23 protein-coding genes and 1 CRISPR repeat array are annotated in these 18,044 nt (G+C 55.2%); of the genes, 12 read left to right on the forward strand and 11 right to left on the reverse strand.

The window, feature by feature from the left end; translation table 11 throughout:
* The first annotated feature begins 127 nt into the window (after positions 1–127).
* The 3 genes from C440_RS05620 to C440_RS05630 all read left to right on the forward strand — a co-directional run bounded on the left by C440_RS05620 (position 128) and on the right by C440_RS05630 (position 1,512).
* Entirely contained in the window at positions 128–538 is a 411-nt protein-coding gene (locus tag C440_RS05620) for a hypothetical protein (RefSeq protein ID WP_152417833.1), read from the forward strand.
* Between the two features lie 63 nt (positions 539–601).
* Positions 602–1,246, forward strand: coding sequence for a hypothetical protein (locus tag C440_RS05625; protein ID WP_008319122.1), 645 nt, complete (start codon positions 602–604; stop codon positions 1,244–1,246).
* Positions 1,246–1,512 carry a hypothetical protein gene (locus C440_RS05630; RefSeq protein ID WP_008319124.1) on the forward strand — a complete coding sequence of 89 codons (267 nt, stop codon included), beginning with the start codon at positions 1,246–1,248 and terminating at the stop codon, positions 1,510–1,512. Before C440_RS05625 ends, C440_RS05630 begins: the two co-directional genes overlap by 1 nt.
* 623 nt (positions 1,513–2,135) lie before the next feature.
* Here C440_RS05630 and C440_RS17285 read toward each other — a convergent pair.
* The gene (locus tag C440_RS17285) at positions 2,136–2,732 is read right to left on the reverse strand and encodes a hypothetical protein (RefSeq protein WP_008319126.1); all 597 of its coding nucleotides are present in this window, start codon (positions 2,730–2,732) and stop codon (positions 2,136–2,138) included.
* Between the two features lie 140 nt (positions 2,733–2,872).
* Between C440_RS17285 and C440_RS17665 the strand changes: the two genes are divergently transcribed.
* Positions 2,873–3,160, forward strand: coding sequence for a hypothetical protein (locus tag C440_RS17665; RefSeq protein WP_008319128.1), 288 nt, complete (start codon positions 2,873–2,875; stop codon positions 3,158–3,160).
* Positions 3,153–3,428, forward strand: coding sequence for a hypothetical protein (locus C440_RS05640; protein WP_008319130.1), 276 nt, complete (start codon positions 3,153–3,155; stop codon positions 3,426–3,428). Before C440_RS17665 ends, C440_RS05640 begins: the two co-directional genes overlap by 8 nt.
* Positions 3,429–3,981: 553 nt before the next feature.
* On the opposite strand, the gene C440_RS05645 is transcribed toward C440_RS05640, so the two are convergent.
* Both C440_RS05645 and C440_RS17485 read right to left on the reverse strand, forming a co-directional pair.
* A complete protein-coding gene (locus tag C440_RS05645; protein ID WP_161605914.1) occupies positions 3,982–4,164 on the reverse strand; it encodes a hypothetical protein in 183 nt (60 codons plus the stop codon).
* Positions 4,165–4,313: 149 nt separating this feature from the next.
* Entirely contained in the window at positions 4,314–4,466 is a 153-nt protein-coding gene (locus tag C440_RS17485; protein ID WP_161605915.1) for a hypothetical protein, read from the reverse strand.
* Positions 4,467–4,572: 106 nt separating this feature from the next.
* Here C440_RS17485 and C440_RS05650 point away from each other — a divergent pair, with 106 nt between their 5' ends.
* Positions 4,573–4,782 carry a hypothetical protein gene (locus C440_RS05650; RefSeq protein WP_152417834.1) on the forward strand — a complete coding sequence of 70 codons (210 nt, stop codon included), beginning with the start codon at positions 4,573–4,575 and terminating at the stop codon, positions 4,780–4,782.
* Positions 4,783–4,953: 171 nt separating this feature from the next.
* On the opposite strand, the gene C440_RS05655 is transcribed toward C440_RS05650, so the two are convergent.
* From C440_RS05655 to C440_RS18255, 3 genes are all read right to left on the reverse strand, one after another.
* Entirely contained in the window at positions 4,954–5,358 is a 405-nt protein-coding gene (locus C440_RS05655) for an HVO_A0114 family putative DNA-binding protein (RefSeq protein ID WP_008319136.1), read from the reverse strand.
* A 30-nt stretch (positions 5,359–5,388) separates the two neighbouring features.
* Positions 5,389–5,676, reverse strand: a complete 288-nt coding sequence (locus tag C440_RS05660) for a toxin-antitoxin system TumE family protein (protein WP_008319138.1) — start codon at positions 5,674–5,676, stop codon at positions 5,389–5,391.
* 820 nt (positions 5,677–6,496) lie between these two features.
* Positions 6,497–6,703 carry a hypothetical protein gene (locus C440_RS18255; RefSeq protein WP_449404591.1) on the reverse strand — a complete coding sequence of 69 codons (207 nt, stop codon included), beginning with the start codon at positions 6,701–6,703 and terminating at the stop codon, positions 6,497–6,499.
* A 157-nt stretch (positions 6,704–6,860) separates the two neighbouring features.
* Between C440_RS18255 and C440_RS05670 the strand changes: the two genes are divergently transcribed.
* Both C440_RS05670 and C440_RS05675 read left to right on the forward strand, forming a co-directional pair.
* Positions 6,861–7,685, forward strand: coding sequence for a hypothetical protein (locus C440_RS05670; protein WP_008319140.1), 825 nt, complete (start codon positions 6,861–6,863; stop codon positions 7,683–7,685).
* A 17-nt stretch (positions 7,686–7,702) separates the two neighbouring features.
* Positions 7,703–8,926 carry an outer membrane protein assembly factor BamB family protein gene (locus C440_RS05675; protein ID WP_241432000.1) on the forward strand — a complete coding sequence of 408 codons (1,224 nt, stop codon included), beginning with the start codon at positions 7,703–7,705 and terminating at the stop codon, positions 8,924–8,926.
* A 644-nt stretch (positions 8,927–9,570) separates the two neighbouring features.
* Here C440_RS05675 and C440_RS05680 read toward each other — a convergent pair.
* Together C440_RS05680 and C440_RS05685 are read right to left on the reverse strand one after the other, a co-directional pair.
* Positions 9,571–9,990 (reverse strand): hypothetical protein, encoded by a 420-nt coding sequence (locus C440_RS05680; protein ID WP_008319142.1) that lies wholly within the window; start codon positions 9,988–9,990, stop codon positions 9,571–9,573.
* Entirely contained in the window at positions 9,983–10,753 is a 771-nt protein-coding gene (locus C440_RS05685) for a ParA family protein (RefSeq protein ID WP_049915406.1), read from the reverse strand. Before C440_RS05685 ends, C440_RS05680 begins: the two co-directional genes overlap by 8 nt.
* A gap of 412 nt (positions 10,754–11,165) precedes the next feature.
* Between C440_RS05685 and C440_RS05690 the strand changes: the two genes are divergently transcribed.
* Positions 11,166–12,416 (forward strand): Cdc6/Cdc18 family protein, encoded by a 1,251-nt coding sequence (locus C440_RS05690; RefSeq protein ID WP_008319144.1) that lies wholly within the window; start codon positions 11,166–11,168, stop codon positions 12,414–12,416.
* Positions 12,417–13,484: 1,068 nt separating this feature from the next.
* On the opposite strand, the gene C440_RS05695 is transcribed toward C440_RS05690, so the two are convergent.
* The 3 genes from C440_RS05695 to C440_RS05705 form a co-directional block, all read right to left on the reverse strand.
* The gene (locus C440_RS05695; protein WP_008319145.1) at positions 13,485–14,297 is read right to left on the reverse strand and encodes a hypothetical protein; all 813 of its coding nucleotides are present in this window, start codon (positions 14,295–14,297) and stop codon (positions 13,485–13,487) included.
* 196 nt (positions 14,298–14,493) lie between these two features.
* Positions 14,494–15,327 carry a hypothetical protein gene (locus tag C440_RS05700; RefSeq protein WP_008319146.1) on the reverse strand — a complete coding sequence of 278 codons (834 nt, stop codon included), beginning with the start codon at positions 15,325–15,327 and terminating at the stop codon, positions 14,494–14,496.
* A 737-nt stretch (positions 15,328–16,064) separates the two neighbouring features.
* The gene (locus C440_RS05705) at positions 16,065–16,274 is read right to left on the reverse strand and encodes a hypothetical protein (protein WP_008319148.1); all 210 of its coding nucleotides are present in this window, start codon (positions 16,272–16,274) and stop codon (positions 16,065–16,067) included.
* Positions 16,275–16,482: 208 nt separating this feature from the next.
* On the opposite strand from C440_RS05705, the gene C440_RS05710 reads away from it, so the two are divergent.
* Genes C440_RS05710 through C440_RS05720 form a run of 3 tightly spaced genes read left to right on the forward strand, consistent with a single transcriptional unit; the run spans position 16,483 to position 17,313 of the window.
* Entirely contained in the window at positions 16,483–16,947 is a 465-nt protein-coding gene (locus tag C440_RS05710) for a hypothetical protein (RefSeq protein WP_008319150.1), read from the forward strand.
* Complete coding sequence (locus C440_RS05715) at positions 16,947–17,138, forward strand: hypothetical protein (protein WP_008319152.1); 192 nt, start codon at positions 16,947–16,949, stop codon at positions 17,136–17,138. The genes C440_RS05710 and C440_RS05715 overlap by 1 nt, the downstream gene beginning before the upstream one ends.
* Entirely contained in the window at positions 17,131–17,313 is a 183-nt protein-coding gene (locus C440_RS05720) for a hypothetical protein (protein WP_008319154.1), read from the forward strand. The genes C440_RS05715 and C440_RS05720 overlap by 8 nt, the downstream gene beginning before the upstream one ends.
* A 333-nt stretch (positions 17,314–17,646) precedes the next feature.
* Positions 17,647–18,008: a CRISPR direct-repeat array (repeat unit 30 nt; unit sequence GCTTCAACCCAACTAGGGTTCGTCTGTAAC).
* Positions 18,009–18,044: the final 36 nt, after the last annotated feature.

Consider the following 18,044-nt stretch of genomic DNA (forward strand, 5'->3'; position numbering starts at 1 on the left):
ACGCACGCCGGGGTGCCTACCCAAGGCGACCAGGATTTTCGAGAGTGCGCTTTAGTGTTTATCGAACCCCAGGCGATGACCCGCACCGGCACTCCGACGGCGTGGCGAGCATGACCGGAGTCTAACGATGAGTGAAAATCAAACGTCCATTGCACCGCTGAGCAACGGCGATATCCCGCTCTCGACAATAGTGCGGACAATGGCCGACGACGTCGAGATTGTATCGAACACGAACGAACTGCAGCAACACGCGCCAACGGAGGGGCGTGTCGCGGAGGTTTCACAAGGTGGACTCGTGGACGACCAGCGAATCTATCTCGGTGATGGAAACCAGTGGAACCTCGTTGACGAAGCGATCGGTGTGTCACTCCCGTCGACCACCGTCAACGGCGTGGTACAGCTCGGAAAGTTCGCCACGAAAGGTGACCTCCCTGACGAATCGACACTCGACTCGTATCCCGCGACCGCGTTCGTCGAGGATGAAGGTCGATGGGTGTGGTTCGACGGCGAAGCGCCGCTCTACACAGGAGGTAACTAAGATGGAGACAATGACGATCGACAGCGAGGCGAACAGCGCTCCGACGACGGAGGGTGATAACTAATGCTACAACCCACAGCGAACCGGAAGGACGTTCTGAAAAATTCGGGTGTTCAGGGATTCAACCACTTCTTAGCGGCGCCCATCACGCTTCCCGAAGACTTAGAGGCAACATCCTCTGGGAACGCTGGCGTGTCGCCACAGGGTAACCGCGGGATGCTTGTCTCCGGGGGGCAGACTGCGGGTGACAAAGCCTATGTCTCGTCTTGGGACACCGTCTACGGTCGGACAAACGCCGTAATAAAGGGCGAAATCTCGTTCATGTACCAGAATACGAGCACAGCGCCCGCTGACGCAAACCAGTATTATGTCGGATTGACCAACTCAGCAGACCCGACATCCGGTGTCGTCTTTGATCTCACGAACGGGTCGTTGATCATTAACGGAGCAACAAAAGACATCTCTGTCTTTGACGAGACGGACGTAAGCGCCGCTCGTGAGACGATTACTGTCGAATTTGTTGTAGACAGTATCCAAAATGAGACGAAGATAAAAGTCCATCGTGCGGACCTCTCAGAAGAGTTTGTTGCGAATGGGATTCCAGTCACACGTAGTACACTGGTCTACGCCGAATCGTTAGGGAACCCCGACTTAGAACTGAAAATCGAAAACATTCGATTAGCGTTCGAAACGGAGAGTGACTACTGATGATGGAAATCAAACTCCTCCCCGACGGGTTGTCGTCGTTGCCCCGCGAGGCGAGAGACCACAACGCGCTGTCAGTCTACTTAGACGGGTCGATCCCGGACTGGGATACGGTCGAGCGAGTCGTTAGCGGTACGGGATTGTTGAAACTCCGAGTCCCTGACAACATGAGCCAAGCAGACCGCGACACCGTCGTCGCGACGCTCACATCGAATATCAGCGGTATCAAAGCCCATCCAGACGGGTGGGACACAGTCGAAGAGCTTTGAGTTCTCTATCGGTAGTTCTGTTTCTTAGTCTGCAGTAAGCGGCTGTCGCAGCACCAACAGGCGTGAAAGAAACGAAATTTAAAGTCGTTTGTGCCCTCGGGCTGGGACCCGAGTCGGCACATTGTGCGTGAGTTCTGATAGTCTCTTCTTGTACAGCAATTCGCCGTCAGAGAGGTCGACAAACTATTGTCACTTGATTACTGATTTCCACATATTGTGGATATCTGGGACTGGTGGAAGAGCTCGTGGTTCGGTACGACAACTAAGAACTCATTGCCCCCGACAGCGGTGGACGCATCCCGTACGGTAGTTGGTGGTGTATTTGGTGGGGCTACATTTCATATATTGTGGAACACAAATCCGCTAGTCCTACCACCACTCACTGTACCTGGAGTAGTAGTCTTCCTGCTACGGGTTCTGATAAGCGTGGGTCTTGTGGTGTTTGCAGTTACGTTAACAGCCTTCCTGTTCAAACAATTTGACCATGCTGAACAGACGTATGCTCACAAGTCTGTTGGGCGACAGCAATCGAAGCAAGAATCGAAACAGCGGATTCCTCCTCCGGCGCGGCGTCGTCGATGAGTAGAAGGTCTTAGTTGAGCAGCCACGCTGCACGGCTTTAATTAGAGTGCCAGTGCAGCTAATTGGAAGGCAACAGAAAGAAACAGTGCAATCGCACCATATGTCATCCATCTACTAACATGGTTCTGTATAAAAGCTTGAGCAGTATGCTCAATCGCCGAAACTGGCGCAAACCATTGCCAATCGCTCCCACGAGAGTCGGTATTAAATTTCACGAAACCAAGATTTTCGGTTTTCTTTGGTTCTCCTTGTGGACCGTCACTGTCCTCGTCAAAACACAGTAAAATCCATTCGCTGAAATTCCTCGGTTTAGTCAGTATCCGAATTTCTTCAATAACAGAGGCTACGCCTTCGGATTCGAGTTTTTGAGAGTCCACAGCCGGATGGTCGGAAATACTCTCGACGAATGAATCGTCGCCGATAGGGTGGTTACTAGCAAATTCTACGACAGCATCAAATCCGTCGTCCTCGTGATTCAGCTGCCTTCTAACAAGGAGAGAAAACCAGCCGTCTTCAAATTCTGCCGGTCGCGCAACGCATTTTAGGTACGGAAGGCGGGGTAATGCGAACATCAGTGGAGTAAGCCCGCTGAAAATCACCCCCAGTATCTGCAAGATGGATTGTGGATCGAAGCTCAAAACGATATTTCCGACTTTTCGTCCAGAAATTTAACCTTTCCTGCGATGACCCCCGCTAGGGCGAGCACCTTTCCAACAATCCGGACCCGCGACGACGAGAGGGACCGTCGCGGCAACCGAAAACCCTCAAAGACTCATGAATGCGACTGAAACAAGCCCGGGCGTTGGGGGGCGTGTTGTTCGTGGCGGCGTTCGCCGCAGCACTCCTCGCCGACGTCCTTCTCCCAACTGCACAGCTCACACAGACACATCTGATGGCGTTCGCGGCGGTGACCTCGGCTCTCTTGGGCGTCGATATCGCCGTCGGACGGACCGACCAACTCTCCGCCGCTCTTTCCGGCGCGATCTCCGGGTGGGCCGACGCCTCGGGTTCGACGGACTCGACCACGAACAGCAATGCAACCCAACAGGAGGACAGCGATGACTAACGCTGTCGTCCTGGACGTCGTCAACTACGTGATGCTCTTTTGCGGCCTCGGCGGGTTCGTCGCCTATCTCGTCCTTGAGCACGTCTACAACCGGCACGTCTCGGGATGGATGCTCGTCGCGCTTGTCGGCGTCTCACTTGCGCTCGTGCTCTTCGGTGCGGGCGTCTGGACCGGCGTCGATCTCGTTCCCGTCCGGGCCCTCGCTGCCGTGTGCCTCGTCCTCGCCGAAATCGGCCTAGTCCGAGAGACCGTGACGGCCGCCGGGTGACTTTCGTTTTTAATGGGTTTTTTCCTTACAACGGTACCGTTTCTGACATTCAATAACCCCGGACCCTGTAGAACGTTGTGTGGACACAGTCGTGGCGTGTCGTCACACTCATAGAGGGCGAATTAGTGGCTTTCAGTTATCATCTGATATTTTATAGTAGTAATACCACAAGTGGTCAAGAGAGCTTGTAGGAACGAAATTCGGACGTTTTGGTAGTGTAAAATTTAGGAAGACTTAAACGATCTAGCGAGAAAAAAGGTGGTAGGAGGTGAAGATCATGAATAGAAGAAAAGCTCGTAATCAAACGGAGATCGACTTTCTACCCCCATTCGGGAAGCCGGAAGTCATAACGACAGGAGATGGTGCTACCGATGTAGCTCTCCTAGCGGTGGCATTGATAATTTTTCTTCGGCTTCGCAGCGATGACTGACATAACCCTTGTCGGTCATAAACTGCGTTATACTGTTCTGCTGGTACATTAGATTTGAAATCAAACCCTTCCAGGCTCTCGGCGCTGAGATCGGGCTGGTACGGGAGACGGTAAAATATGGGGTCAGTTCTCGCGGGCGCTGTCACGACGGTTGTACCACTGCCAGACTTCGTGTGCGCTCACGAGGACCGCAACGAACGCCAACACCGCCAGCACGACACCAGCGGTACTTGCAGTCGCTTCTGATGTCCGCTCGACGAGCCACTGCTCGCCACCGCCGAGGACGTACACGATCCAGGCGATCACGATTGGCGTGCTAGCCCACCGTAGGACGTCACGAGCGATCCGCCGTTCGACGGGGCCGGTTCGTTCAGGTTCGGTCATATCTCTCACAGCCGCTTTCGCCCGACTGTTGGCTTGCTCCCGGCGAAACCCCTTTCGGGGTAGTTCGGGGCTTATGCCCCAAGCGTCCTGAGAAGCCAGACGCCGAACGCGACCAGCGCCCCGGCGATTTTGATGATGTTCCAAATCGCCCCGAGTGCCGGATTCCAGCGTTCGAGCGTTGTTCTCAGTTTCTCAATCCGGGATGTGTTCTCATTGGAGGTCATTCACTGCCTCCACTTCAGTGTAATAGACACACCCACTTAATACCTACTATATTTAGTATGTACCATATTGAGTAAGTTTTTCAGTGTAGAGATTGTAGCTGGGAATATGAGTGAAGGACGAGCGTTGATGACCGAGAGAGAACGCGAGATTTTGAGCGGTGAGGCCGATGTAAAGGACAACTACCGGTACAAGGTTGAGTCGCAAGTCAGAAGCCGAATTACGAAGCGACTGGAAGCCGATGTTGAAGTCCTCAGCGAACACTATCCTGAGATGTTTCAGAGCCTTCAGGGACTCATCTGCGAAGACAGCGAGTAGCGGAGCGCGATAATTTTTTATTGGGTGAAGGACAACATCAGACTGTTCTCATTGGAGGTCACCGGCCCACGCCGGTAACCATCCTTAGAATACTTTCGTAGTTGCACGTTTACTCGGAGCAAGGCCGCTCCACGAGGAAGGAGACGAAAGACAGCGTGCAAGCTGAGTACGTCACCCTTGTGCAGCGACTTCGTTGTCGTCAGTCCCAACGCCGAGGTCATACTCAACGTGGATGTCGCTGTACCAGACGACTGGCCGCTTCGACCGGCCGTCCTGCTCAAACTCGATGAGTCCGAGTTCGGCGAGGTCGTTAACGGCGTTCGAGACGTTCTTGATATCGCGGCCGACGAGACGCGCGAGTTCGCGGAGGCTTTGTGGCTCTTCGCGGGCGGTGGTACGGATGAGTTCGAGGTTCTTCTCACTCAGGACGCGTGCAAGTGCAGCCTCGTCTGGGAGTGAGACACCGTAGTGGTCATCAGTCAACTCGCCAGCGTCAGCTTTCGCTGCGGCTTCAAGTGCGCGGTCGAAGAACTCGTCGTTCGATTCGACACGGACAGTGAGCGTGTTTTCGGGCATGGTTGGTTGTTGTAGATCGCACCCAATCGGTCACCGATGAGTTTCGACTTCGTCCCGGAAGCGTCGGAGTAGTGTTTCTACCCCGGGGAACGGAATTTCTTCGACGGTATCGCCCTCGTGTCGTTCGTGTACTCCGTGGTGGTTATCGTAGCGAACGATAGGGTCGTCGCCTCCCTTCCGACCGTAGTGAAGTCCATATTTGACACCCTCTGGGAACTTTTCCGATTCGGGAACGCTGAGGATGCGAATGTGGATGGTTTTGTTATCAAACTCGCGGGTGTCTTGATACAGGACTTCAACATCGTCGGAGGGTGCCATCTACACATGTTGGTACGGATACCAACATGATAAGGGTGTTGGTCTATTCACCAACAAAGAGCTAGTAGTACTTGTATATTTCAGGATAAGTCATCGTATCCTGACCAGTGCCCCCAGTGGCGACGCTGGACCGTCGTTCTCGGGCATCTCACCCTTGATTCGACGCTCAAAGATACGACTCCAGACGTTGATAATACGGGAAACTGTACACAAACCACATACCGCTATACGGAACGCCGACTTCTCGTCACTCCCTAACCCAATTTGATAATCCTAAATTATTGTGTCGATTTGCAAACACTCGTTCGCACAGAAACGGCCAAACTACTTCTGATTATCCGAGTAATCATAAGTAGTGTCTTTCACCCCCGAATCAGCTGATTTCACCTCTCTCAACCCGTGTGAGTTAACAAACACCCGTGATAAACGTATAATGGCATAATAATTTCGGAGGCAATTCCAAAAGATCGAATAGAATGCCTTGTTGGCGAAGACCCTGAGAAGATCCGAACGGTCAGTTTCCGCGACGACAAGAAGCGGGAGGCCGCTGAACGAATCAGCGGCGTCGTGGACGTCAAGGATCCGGTGATCGACCGAGTGGCGTTTTCGACGAGTCGGACGGACATAGAGGCCGAGAACGTCATTGAGTTGCTCCGTGGCTCGGTTCAGAGGTCGTTCAGCAACCCGGTGCGGAAGCGGAAGGCGAACCACGAGCGCGGCTACACAAATCGGTGGCTGATCGAAATCGGCTTCAAGAAGACGAAGGACTTTTCGTGTTCACGAAGAGCGGTCACGGCGGAGTGCGACTGTTTTACGTCCCCTATGCGTCGCTTCTGTTCGACGTATGGATGACTGTAGACCGAGTCACCAAGCACGAAGAGTACGAACTGGGCTTCGACGTTGAGACCCATGACGAGGATAACTCGGTCGTGTACGCGATTTCACCGAGGATCTTGGCTAACGTTCTCTCCACGGTTTCGAGGGCGACGACGCCAATGTTGTTGAGCTCGGTGAGATTCTGATGCACCTGCTTGTAGTCTCGATCTACAAGCCTGCGGTCTCTCAAATATTCTCAGGCGTGTGTACGCCGGTCAAAGAGATTATTAACTAGTTAGCTCAATGAAAAATATTATATTTTGACACTATCAATGAAGAGTTGCATGCCTAACCAACGACGAAGGCAAATGTTGAAGAGCATTGCAACGACGGGTGTCAGTCTCTCGATCATGGGGACGGCTTCCGCAGACGGTGATGTTGCTGCGCGAGAAGGTACAGGTGGATTCACTATGGACCTCTCGGGGTCGGAGATGAAACGTCCCGAGGAGATGCGGGAGATCGCGGAAAATACAGCAGGCAAACATAATACTGATGCCTCCAGTATCGTGCCGGGTACTGGCGACAGTGGACTCGGCCCGATGAATCAGAATCCTGATCTAACCGGTTGCGACGAAATCGGTGGATGGAACGAAACGTACCACATTACCGACGACGTTAGCGGTGTTAAGTATGCAAAGGTAGACAACTTGGTCATGCTGTACCGATCGTACGAGCCTGAATCTAACGGTCGTTGGACGTACATGATGTGGCTCTGGTCCGGTGGAACGCCTCTCGATACGTCGTATTCTCCTGGCGGGATTGATTGGATGACGAACAAGATCGACGTACTCAGCCAGTTCGACGTACTGAAATTCGAACCTTCAGTTAGGCAGAAAAAACACGGGAAAAACGTCTCCTTCGGTGTTTCGGTCAGTGGCGGCAATCAAGGCCCGTCTGTCGGAATTAGCGGTTCGTCAGACGTGTATGAGGGGTACGTCACGACAGTTGACGCTGACGTTGACGACGCAGGTCACGTAAAGACGAAATTCAAAGGCAGCGCCTTCGACGGAGCGCAAAAGGCGACGAACCTGAACGCTGCTATTGCACTGCGTGGTGACAGGAAGCTCGGTTTCGACACAGAACTTCCGAGTTCGGACTTCAACTGGAAAGTTCGTGGCTATTACGGTGTCTGATATCTAAAAGTAAATCAATGAGTAGCGAAACCAGCGTCGACCAACGAACGAGGCGGAATTTTCTTTTAAGTACAGCGACTGGTGCCCTCGGCTGTCTCGCCGGTTGTAATTCGATTAATGGATCTTCCACAGGTTCCGCGACGGACTCTCAAGAGAGTATCCCACGCGCTATTGGACAGCGGGGCTGGCTCCAGCTCGGCGGCGGTTCCGAAAACCTCGCCTATCGGCCAGAGGGGAGTGCGCCGAGAGCTGAAGTTGAGACTGTATGGACTGCTGACACGAGCCAGCGAGTTGCAACGAATCCTGCTGTTGCGAGAGAAACTGTGTTCGTCGCGAGTTACGATGGGAAACTCAGAGCGTTGGACGAAAAGGACGGCGACACGAAGTGGTCTTCTGCGCTATCGAGTCAGCGAACTTACGTCCGTTCTTCACCGGCCGTCGTCGGTGACCTTGTCTGTGCAGGTTCACAGGATGGTGGAGTACGTGCGTACTCCACACAAGATGGGGAGCACAAGTGGACCGCACTGCCATCGCAACGCTTCGTGGGGGGAATAACTGTCAGCGAGAACCGTCTCTACGTAGGGAGTATTGGAGAGGGCGCAGCCCTCTATGCGATAGACTCGGACGATGGTTCGGTCCAGTGGCAGGAACCGCTTGAAGGTGGGACGAGTACTGCACCAGCAGTAACCGAGGAAACTGTGTTCGTCGGTGGAATCGGATCTCCACTCCGCGCGCTAAATACAGATACCGGGAAACAACGATGGCAGTACACATCGGCCGACCGAGCGAGTTTCGAAGGTGCACCCGCCGTAGATGAAGCCTTGGTCTACGTAACGAGTACCGATGGGAAATTGCACGCGATTAGTCGGGACACTGGTGACCGCTCGTGGATGGTCGATGTTCCCCAGCAGACAGGCTCGAGTGTAGCTGTCGCAGATGGAAGCGCGTTCGTTCTCGATTATGCGGGTACAATACGAGCGTTCGCCACAGAAGACGGAAGCCAGCAGTGGTCGGTTGAGACTAAGTCACCGTTCGCTAGAGATGACCCTGCGGTCGTCCGCGACACGGTCTATGTCGGTGCATTCGACGGTGTTGTTTACGGACTGAACGTAGAGGATGGGTCAGTTCGCTGGCAGTACGATACTGGTTCACCGGCAATCTGGGGCTCCCCAGTTCCAGTTAACGGGACGGTGTACGTCGGAGACGCTGATGGAACGGTGTACGCACTCGCCGAGGCTTAGCGATCGGCCCTATCCTGATGGGTGAGCCCAATTTCTGAACAGTTGGGATTCTGCAGGGCAGGGGTACCCGCTACTCAGGGACTCATTTCTGTACTTGATTGCCCAGCCTCGGTGGACTCGATTTCGACGGAACGAACAGTCGCTTTCGAACACACCCATCTAGACCCTTGGGCGCGCTCTGTGAGACGTTGGTATAGCCGTAGACAACGAACCCTTCGTTTTACTCTCTGGGAGTCCCTCTCGCTTGCGCGTTCTAACCGGGAACTCACGGAGGTACTTGAGACCTGAGGGGTCTTGCTTCCAGACAACCTCCGTTTCGTGTTTATGCGTCGTTTGTGGCGACATATATCTCACAATCGACTGCGCCACGAAATGCGTATCGGCAATCAGATAAACCGAACAGCACTCGCTCACCAATATGGCGACTGTATAATGCTGGTTCTGGCTAATTCTGGCGGATATTTAAGATGCGACATGCCAGAGTGGTGGCATGGAATACGAAACCCCGAACGGCGTTGAACTCGAAGTGGATGCAGATGAAGGCCGTCTCAAACCAAACCCCGACGAGCAACTCCCGTTAGAGGTGACATCCTCGGAGGGAGGCTGTTTCATTATTCACAAGTCAGGTACGGAGCGAGCAGGTGCTACTTATTTACCGTTTGTTCCTCAGTTGAGTACCACCGTTCGAGGTCGGCAATGGCCTTCTGGACGTCGTCTGGTTCCATCTCCGCGACCGCGTCGAGTCCGTACTCGATGACGAGTGGCTTCAGGTGCCGGTCTTTCAGTATCTCAAAGTCGCACTCGTAGTTGAGCCGCTGGTACTGCTTGTCGAGGCGCTTTTTCATCGGGTCCGGGAGATAGACAGTCACGCCATTCCATGCGCTCTTGACACTCTCTGCATCCCATGGGTTCGTGACGCGCACTTGCTTCTCTGCGTTCATTGCGCACTCTGAATCCTCTGCGTTCTCTGCCTTCGTGTCGTTCGTGTCATGCTGGTCGTTCTGGGAATTATCCTCGCCACCAAACCGGCGGTTCAAGCGGCTATCAATCTCGTCGTCACTCATTGTCTACCTCCGCGGCGATTGCGGCGTACACATCGGTCATGTCGGTTCCTTCAGCCTCGGCTCCGAAAATCGAGCAGTGAGAGTTCACCGTCCGCTCGATTGCGGCACGGTGTCGAACAACCCACACGGGGACGCGGCCCTCGAAGCGCTCTTCGTACCACTCCAGCATCCGCTTTTGTTCGTTGTCGAGTGGGTAGTGGACGTCGGAGACGACGATGCCCGAGATATCGACGCGCGTGTCGTAGTTCGACTCAAGCGTGTCGAGCTGTCGCAACAAGTGCTGGACGGCGAGCTTCGACGACTCGTCGGCGCGGACCGGGACGAGTAAGTTCTCGGTCGCAAGGACGACGTTGTCGTTGATCGGGCCGAGCGACGGCGGTGCGTCGAAGATGATTACGTCCCAATTATCGACGTCGTCGAACAGCATCTGGAGTCGCTGGCGAGGGCGCATCCCGCTAGCGATGAGGTCCTGCTCGAGGGCGAACATATCGATGCTCCCCGGGAGGAGGTCGAACTCCCCGTGGGCGACGACAAGGTCGCTGACATCGTGGTCGTTGGGGTTCGCAAACGCATCGTAGAAGGTCGGCGGGTCGGACGTGTAGAGGTTCTCAAACCCGAGCCGGTGGGTGAGATAGCCCTGTGGGTCGGCATCGACGGCGAGGACGTCGAGGCCACGGTCGGCGAGCGCACCCGCGATGTTGATCGTGTTCGTCGTCTTTGCGACGCCACCTTTCTGGTTGGTAATTCCGATCCTGACAGTCATGTCGTTCTTGTCGCGCACGACGTTCCATGCGTTCAAATAACTTCGTCAGACGAGCCGCAGTAGTTGTCACAAACACTCACTTGTCGGACACAGGTCCGTCATCAGTCGCGTCTTCGTCGAGAATCAGCACCGAGTGGAGTCAGTATCAGTTCCGGTTTTGGTGCGTGCTTTCAACTACCGTGACAACCCGAATACTCGACACCAGAGCCACCTCACGACAAGCGGTTGTTCGACCGGGGACACCCGAAGAACGTCGGAAACGAGGGGTGTGACCGCCAAGAACGTTGGAAACGCGGTCGAAGGGAGTTTTCTGACGAGTCGCCGGGTTCGAAGGGTACAGCCACTCTCGCCCGGGATAAACGTCGGAAATGAGGGGGTGGATTTAACACGTGCCAGTGAGGAAGTCACAGCCATGGACGACAAAACCGGGAACGCTGCCGCCGAGGTGTTCGGCAAGCCCGACCCGATTTTCGAGCAAAAATCGCTCGTTGACGTCGATCACGTCCCCCAACCCGACCGGATCGTCGGGCGCGACGATGAGATTCGCGCCCTGTCGATGCAACTTCGGTCGGCAATCGACGGTGAGTCGCCGGAAAACGTGGTTATCTACGGCGAGACCGGGACGGGGAAAAGTCTCGTCGCAAAGCACGTCTCAAAGGTCGCCGAGACCATGGCCGACGGTGTCCGTATTGGCACCGCGTATATCGACTGTTCTGACGACGATACGGAGACGCAGGCGGTCTCGCATATCGCGCGAAAGCTCAACAAAGAGCACCAGACCGGGGTTTCAGTCCCCGAGATGGGCTTGTCGAAGAGTGTCTACTACACGCGACTCTATGCGATTCTCGACGAACTCTATGACGTCGTACTCATCATCCTCGACGAGGCGGACATGCAAGCGGACGATGGGTTATTGATGTCGCTCTCGCGGTCGCGCGAGACGGGGAAGACTGACTGTCGGGTCGGCATCATCGCAATTTCGAACAAAGTGCGGTGGGCGGAGAACCTCAACGACCGCGTGAAGTCGTCGCTCCAGCCGCGCGAACTCAACTTTCACTCCTACGACGCGAACCAACTCCGCTCGATTCTCGAGCATCGGCGCGATGCGTTCCGCAACGGCGTCCTCGAGGATGGCGTCATCCAGTTGAGTGCCGCACTCGCCGCACAGGACCACGGCGACGCCCGGCAAGCCATTGATATCCTGCGGAACGCCGGGATGCTCGCACAACAGCAGGGTTCCGAGACGGTTACCGAAGACCACGTCCGGGATGCACGGCGGGAAGCCGAGAAAGACCGGTTCCACGACCTCATTGGGGGGTTGACGGTCCAGAAGAAGACGACGCTCGCGGCGGTCACCTCACTCCACAAGCAGACCGGTCGTGAAGAGTTCCCGACCAGTGATATCTACACAGCGTACACGAACCTCTGCGACATGATCGGTGTCGAGCCACGAACCGAGCGTCGCGTACGCGACTTCGTCCGTAATCTCGCGTTTCTCGACGTGCTCGATGCGCGGAAGGAAAACCAAGGACGCGCGGGCGGCATCACCATCTACGCGAGTCTTCAACCGGCCCACGATCTCGACATCGTCCACGAGATTGCGTTGACCGACGACCGTTTCGCCGATGTTGACGGTGAGTCGGCGGCCCAGCTCTCGGAGTAGTACTCACCCACCCCTCGTTTCCGACGTTCTTCGAACACCTCGACTGGGCCGACCATGATGGCCACACACGCACCCCTCGTTTCCGTCGTTCTTTGCATACATCCGTCCCAGCGAGACTTTTCGGAGCTATTTCGACAGCAAACATTATTATAGGTTAGCTGTGAATAGTCCAGTAGCCGCGTTCTAATTTTAGATTGGGCGGGAGTTTGTTCCCGCCCAATCAGGGGTTCTATTCACGTTTTTACCAGAACGTCGGAAATGTGGGGTGGGGGTGTTGGAGGAAATCGGGGTAGGTTCTGACTCTTGTCTCGGTCTCTGGACAGCCATTGCGATCATGTAGTTCTTTACGTTCATGGAGCGGAATGCGTGAATGGATGTGATGCTGATTCCAATGAAGTAGACGCTCTGTCGCTTGTTAAGCGCCGATTCTCCGACCGAGGCCGCGAAAACGCCCGCCACAAACTATCCGCTATCTGGTACTGACACAGAACCAAGAGGAAACAGCCGCGAGACGAATCGTCGAAAAGAGCCGCCGCTCACGATTTAGCAAACCGAAGGAGGTGCGGCCTCAGTCGGGCGGTGGCTTCGACCCGAGGCCGAACATTCCCTCCGCGACTGCAAGGAAGCGAGAGGCGGTTCACACGAGATAGACATCCACAGCGAGGCGTTGCAGGCATTCTTCAGTCGTTCTAACTGAGCCTTGATGCGGACATATTTTAGAACGAAGAAACAACCGCTCAGGACTTCTTGAAAGCAAGGGCGTCACGGTGACACCCCGACAGGTAACACACGTAGATTCTGGTCTGAGAGTCATAAGTTCTATGAAATCAGTCAGATTTGCAGAAATAACATAATTCAGCCAGGTTTGAGACCCTTTAATGCATAACAATATATGTCGAGGCGGTTCACTCATTTACACTGAAGCAGCCGCTCTCCAGCGGACTATTGTACGACGTCTTTTTCGGGGAGATATCCGCTATTCTCAATACAATATCTCGAGAGTAACTGTGAATTCAGCTTTGACGATGAGTCCCGACAAGAGTGGGCTGGCGGTAGGTGAAACGCCGCTCACCAATTGGCATAAAATACGAAGAGCACAGTGAGAACCAGAAAGAACCCAGAAGAACTCGCATTTCTGCTCATCAGTTTCAGGAGATAACGTCGGAGGCCGTCGATACTGTCGTTCGTAATGAACAGCGGTGTCTCGTCGGTGCCACGGATCACGGGCGTTCCGCCGGTTGAATGGACTTCACCATACACTGTCAGTGTGTCACCCGCTTCGAGCGGTCTCGACTGGAGCCACATGTCGGCGAGCGATGTCTCGGCGTCGTACTTCTCGACAACTCCCTCAAGTTGGTCAAGCGGTACTTCCGCTTCGTCTCCGCTCAGGCGCACGTATGGTGTCCGCCAGAGGTACAGGCGGAAATTCCGATAGCCCATGCCGGGAACGACGGTGAAGTCTGTCAGTTTCGGTGCACCGTGGGCTTCACGGACCCAAGTTGGATCGACGCGTACTGTTGTGCCATCACTGGAAACCGCCAGTGTACCGGCCTCGATGCCGGATCCGACCGTTTTCTTATTGGCTTTCACCTTCAGATTTCTGAAGTCGATCTTGTTGCTTCCAGGCTTATTTTTTGCGACTCGCCAGACGTACATCCCGATTCGCCGACTCGGGTGAGGGATCACCTCCTTGCTCGCGGGAGCGGGGTCGTCGATGGTGACGGTCCCCTTGACGGCGATCCGCTCCCCATCGACAACTGTCCCGATGGAGGTAGGCTCGACGCCGGATAACGAGTGGTACAGCAGTCCGTTTTTGAGCAGGTGGTACCCGCTCCACGCCGAATAAATGAATAAAAGGCCTCCAAAGACGTATTTGAACATACGTTTGTATCTTAAGATTACATGTCCCGGATCATATATCGTCCGACATCTCGATGTCGACGGTATCTGAGCCCAAACTGGTGAGCACTGCGAACGCAAAAATCCGTCTCGGGACTGAGGGGCGGAGTCAACTGACTAGTGTGTCCGTCCCCACCCAAGCGGAGGACGTTCCCGTCGTGCAGTGATGAGCGATTGGTTAGATCTGAATCTCTGGTGACGTCCACTTCGTTTCGACTCCGACTTTCTGACAGTAACCGCAGCTCCAGCTACCTCCGCACGGGTCCGCACACGCCGATGCTTTAAATCCAATAGGGATCTTGTACCTGCCGTCGGAGAGGTCTTGAAGCCCGGCGGTCACGCACACCCCGATGTCGAGTTTCCGTAGCACCGAGTGGCTGAACTTGAGATCATCCATACAGAGTCCTTTGTCTTTGACCTCGTAACCGACGCCGAACTGGGAGATCGGTATACTGACTTCACCGGCACCATCGATTTCAATAAAGACATCCACGGAGAGGAGCGCCGACACCTCTGTAAGCCCACTCGCTTTGAACCTGACTCCCGTACCGAAAGCGAATGTTAACTCGGTACCGATCTCCTTGATACCCACCGAACCCACGTCTCTTTTGAAGTAGAAGGTGTCCGAGTCAAGCCCGGCGGCCCTAACATCCTTCGACGTGAACCCCACTGGGACCTCGCGCTGACGGAACTCCTCGTAGCTCTCAAGTGCGTATGGTTTGCCAGACGGCACTTCGGCATTTTTGTCCTCCCCGTAGTACACTTTGAGGTCGTCTGGGAGTTTCGCCGACCGAGCGGTTACGTCGGCGTTGGACCCCACGGGGTGGACTTCTGCATGGGAGAGAGCCTCTTTAACGTCCTCCGCGGTGAGTTTCTTACTCTTGCCCCGTTGCCTCCGAGTTTCATCGCCTGAGGCAGCTGTTGCGACGCCTGAGGCACCCAGCGTCGCGCTTCCCGCTCCAATGGTCGACAACAACACTTCCCGCCTTGTCAACTGATTGTTATCAGACATCAGCCAAATTTAATCAAACAGACTACATATTGTTTTCGAAATTTCAGTATGAATGCCACTAGATAACTTCGTTCCGAAATTTGGGCATTGTCCTCCAGAGACCCTCCTGTCGGAGATGGTCATATTCAGCGAGTTCCGCTGGACAGCGAAACCAGAAGTCAGACGGCGGCAGGACAGCGTCGCTCTGAAGGTAGGGACGAAGAGGGAAGGGTTGTTTATGTGTGGTTGCGACCGAATTTTTGACGGGTGCTGCCGCAAGTGTTTCCATATCAGTTGTTGTGGACGGCGAGTCCACGCCTCGGGCAGACTAGGACGTCTTTGGTGGGTACAACGCCACTCGCCGTCGGCCACGGCAACACACCTCTGTCGAGTTTCACAGAACGGGCAAAAGCGCGCGTACGACGCATCGATTCGTTCGTGTCCTGCCCCGCTGACCTTCTTGAATCGGTGGCCTTCCGGACACTCGAATCGCATGCTCGTCAGTAACTCAGCCCCGCGTCACACCGCCGACAGCGCACGCGGTGTTTGGTTTGTTCCCGCGCAGTCGATAAGCGAAACTCCGTGGCGTCGAAGTCCTTCGCCGACCACATTCCGGTCACCTTCCCCGCCCTAAAGGGTGGGGTTTCCCGCTTGTCAGTTGATGACCAACCGGCCGGTCGTGAGTTGTTCCTCGACGACTGTTGTTTCGAGCACGGTCACGCTCGTCAGTACGGCGGAAGCCCGCGGGCCACTGGACGCTACTCGTCGGACTCCCCCTCACAAACGACCTCTCGGAGTTCGTCGAGAAGATCTGGATGGTGTTCTGCGAGGACTTCGATATCCTTCGTCATCTCGTCCTTGATGCGTCGTCGGATACGCGACGTCGCCTGATACTTTCGGTCGTTACCATGCTCGCCAGCGACTTGTTCGCGTTCGGTCTGGGTGAGAAGTGCCCGGGTTTTTGCCATACGCCGGGATTCAACCGTCGCCATTGTATTATTTGCTAACCTCTACATGTAGTACTCAGCGCATTTACTAATAATTAGTGAAAATGATTACGTTAGCAAAAACACTAACTTATAAGTGGTTAGCAAATATACTAACTACTGTAAAGTGCGGTTCGTCGCAGAAAGCGACCGGCGCTGCAACGCCGACCGCGCTTCCAGGAAAGAAGCAATGTCAACCACAATCTCAACCGATTTCAACGGCACGAAAGACCGCGTGTTGAACCAACCGGATGTCGAGACGATAGACCTCGAGGGAAACCCACTGCGGACACTCGTCCACTTCCGCGGCAAGCTACAGGTCGCAACACTCTCACGGTCATCCTGGCTTATGGGTCCCGACGATGACCGCACCCTCGTCCAGACCGACCGCGGCTACTCCGGCGCGTGCTGGGTCGGACGGCCAACGCACGTCTTCGACGAGGACTACCTCGAACTCGGCGTCGATAGCGAGGGCGCGACCCACGTCTGGAACGTCTGGGATAACGTTGTCCACGTCGTCGCCGGTGGCGACCGCAAGCGCACCGAGGACCTCGACGCAACGCGCGCCGGTGACGCGCTCAACTGGGTTGCGTTCGTCGCCGACCGGCGTGGCTGGGCCGACCTCCACCCCATCTTCACGGAGGTGCGTGAGTAATGGCGGTTCCCGAATCCATGAGTGACCCCGTCGCACGACTCGAACAGCGCGCTCGGGAGTGCGATATCGACTACTCAGGCCGTGGTCACACGCTCGTCGAGCGTGAATGGACTGGGTGCAAGTGGCGATATCTCGGCGACGAGCGGCTTCAGGGTGTTGCACTTGACGTCGAGAGGTTCGAGCATGCTTGAAGACGTCCGCACGCGGTTCCGTCGTGGCACGCTTGGGGTTGGCGCACTCGCGGTCGTCGTCTGGGTCGCAGGTAAGACCGACGTCAGTGGCGTGCTCGTCGCCGTCGCGGCGCTTGCGCTCGTTGTTGATGCGAAGCTGACTGAGACTGATCTGCTCCCGTGGGGTGAGGAGTGATGGGTCGGTCGTTCTCCGCCTCAGATACGCACTTCGAGATCGTCCGCTCGGAGACGTCGATCTCGAACGATGGATTGCGGAAGGGCGAGCCTGCCGCGCTCGTTTGTGGTGAGTGTGGGGCCTCACTTCCGTTGACCCGCCAGCGCTCGCCTGGGATCGACGAACTGTCCCATGAGCCGACGTGTGACCAGCGGTACGTTCGGTCGCGGTTCTGGCAAGTGCAGTTCAAGCAGGACTGAGCCGACTCAGGTTCTCTGTAACCAGGAGATGTGTGGGGGGCATAACGCCTTAGCTTGTTATGCCCCCTTGCTCGTCCTTGGGTTTTGACTACGTGCTTCAACCCAACTAGGGTTCGTCTGTAACCCGCAATCAGTGACTCGCCGGCAACATCCTCTGCTTCAACCCAACTAGGGTTCGTCTGTAACATTCATCAGGTTCGACAACCTCACCCTCGACGTACTCGCTTCAACCCAACTAGGGTTCGTCTGTAACGGACCGGCTGGAGGACTGGACGCACGGACTCGCAGAGACGCTTCAACCCAACTAGGGTTCGTCTGTAACCGGTCGTTCGTCCCTTCTATCGCCGTCGTCATCTCGGGCTTCAACCCAACTAGGGTTCGTCTGTAACGTACACGTCTCAAGAGGCTCACACCGTCCAACGCCGAGCTTCAACCCAACTAGGGTTCGTCTGTAACACCGTGTGGATTCGACCGCCGCCAGAGCCGGTGGAC

The sequence above is a fragment of the Haloferax mucosum ATCC BAA-1512 genome (assembly GCF_000337815.1).
In the GTDB taxonomy this organism is placed as follows: Archaea; Halobacteriota; Halobacteria; order Halobacteriales; family Haloferacaceae; genus Haloferax; species Haloferax mucosum.

Bases quoted from the DNA above. Each gene is read 5' to 3' on its own strand.
- C440_RS05620 (WP_152417833.1), top strand. From the start codon at position 128: ATGAGTGAAAATCAAACGTCCATTGCACCGCTGAGCAACGGCGATATC.
- C440_RS05625 (WP_008319122.1), top strand. From the start codon at position 602: ATGCTACAACCCACAGCGAACCGGAAGGACGTTCTGAAAAATTCGGGT.
- C440_RS05630 (WP_008319124.1), top strand. From the start codon at position 1,246: ATGATGGAAATCAAACTCCTCCCCGACGGGTTGTCGTCGTTGCCCCGC.
- C440_RS17665 (WP_008319128.1), top strand. From the start codon at position 2,873: ATGCGACTGAAACAAGCCCGGGCGTTGGGGGGCGTGTTGTTCGTGGCG.
- C440_RS05640 (WP_008319130.1), top strand. From the start codon at position 3,153: ATGACTAACGCTGTCGTCCTGGACGTCGTCAACTACGTGATGCTCTTT.
- C440_RS17485 (WP_161605915.1), bottom strand. From the start codon at position 4,466: ATGACCTCCAATGAGAACACATCCCGGATTGAGAAACTGAGAACAACG.
- C440_RS05650 (WP_152417834.1), top strand. From the start codon at position 4,573: ATGAGTGAAGGACGAGCGTTGATGACCGAGAGAGAACGCGAGATTTTG.
- C440_RS05655 (WP_008319136.1), bottom strand. From the start codon at position 5,358: ATGCCCGAAAACACGCTCACTGTCCGTGTCGAATCGAACGACGAGTTC.
- C440_RS05660 (WP_008319138.1), bottom strand. From the start codon at position 5,676: ATGGCACCCTCCGACGATGTTGAAGTCCTGTATCAAGACACCCGCGAG.
- C440_RS05670 (WP_008319140.1), top strand. From the start codon at position 6,861: ATGTTGAAGAGCATTGCAACGACGGGTGTCAGTCTCTCGATCATGGGG.
- C440_RS05675 (WP_241432000.1), top strand. From the start codon at position 7,703: ATGAGTAGCGAAACCAGCGTCGACCAACGAACGAGGCGGAATTTTCTT.
- C440_RS05680 (WP_008319142.1), bottom strand. From the start codon at position 9,990: ATGAGTGACGACGAGATTGATAGCCGCTTGAACCGCCGGTTTGGTGGC.
- C440_RS05685 (WP_049915406.1), bottom strand. From the start codon at position 10,753: ATGACTGTCAGGATCGGAATTACCAACCAGAAAGGTGGCGTCGCAAAG.
- C440_RS05690 (WP_008319144.1), top strand. From the start codon at position 11,166: ATGGACGACAAAACCGGGAACGCTGCCGCCGAGGTGTTCGGCAAGCCC.
- C440_RS05695 (WP_008319145.1), bottom strand. From the start codon at position 14,297: ATGTTCAAATACGTCTTTGGAGGCCTTTTATTCATTTATTCGGCGTGG.
- C440_RS05700 (WP_008319146.1), bottom strand. From the start codon at position 15,327: ATGTCTGATAACAATCAGTTGACAAGGCGGGAAGTGTTGTTGTCGACC.
- C440_RS05705 (WP_008319148.1), bottom strand. From the start codon at position 16,274: ATGGCAAAAACCCGGGCACTTCTCACCCAGACCGAACGCGAACAAGTC.
- C440_RS05710 (WP_008319150.1), top strand. From the start codon at position 16,483: ATGTCAACCACAATCTCAACCGATTTCAACGGCACGAAAGACCGCGTG.
- C440_RS05715 (WP_008319152.1), top strand. From the start codon at position 16,947: ATGGCGGTTCCCGAATCCATGAGTGACCCCGTCGCACGACTCGAACAG.
- C440_RS05720 (WP_008319154.1), top strand. From the start codon at position 17,131: ATGCTTGAAGACGTCCGCACGCGGTTCCGTCGTGGCACGCTTGGGGTT.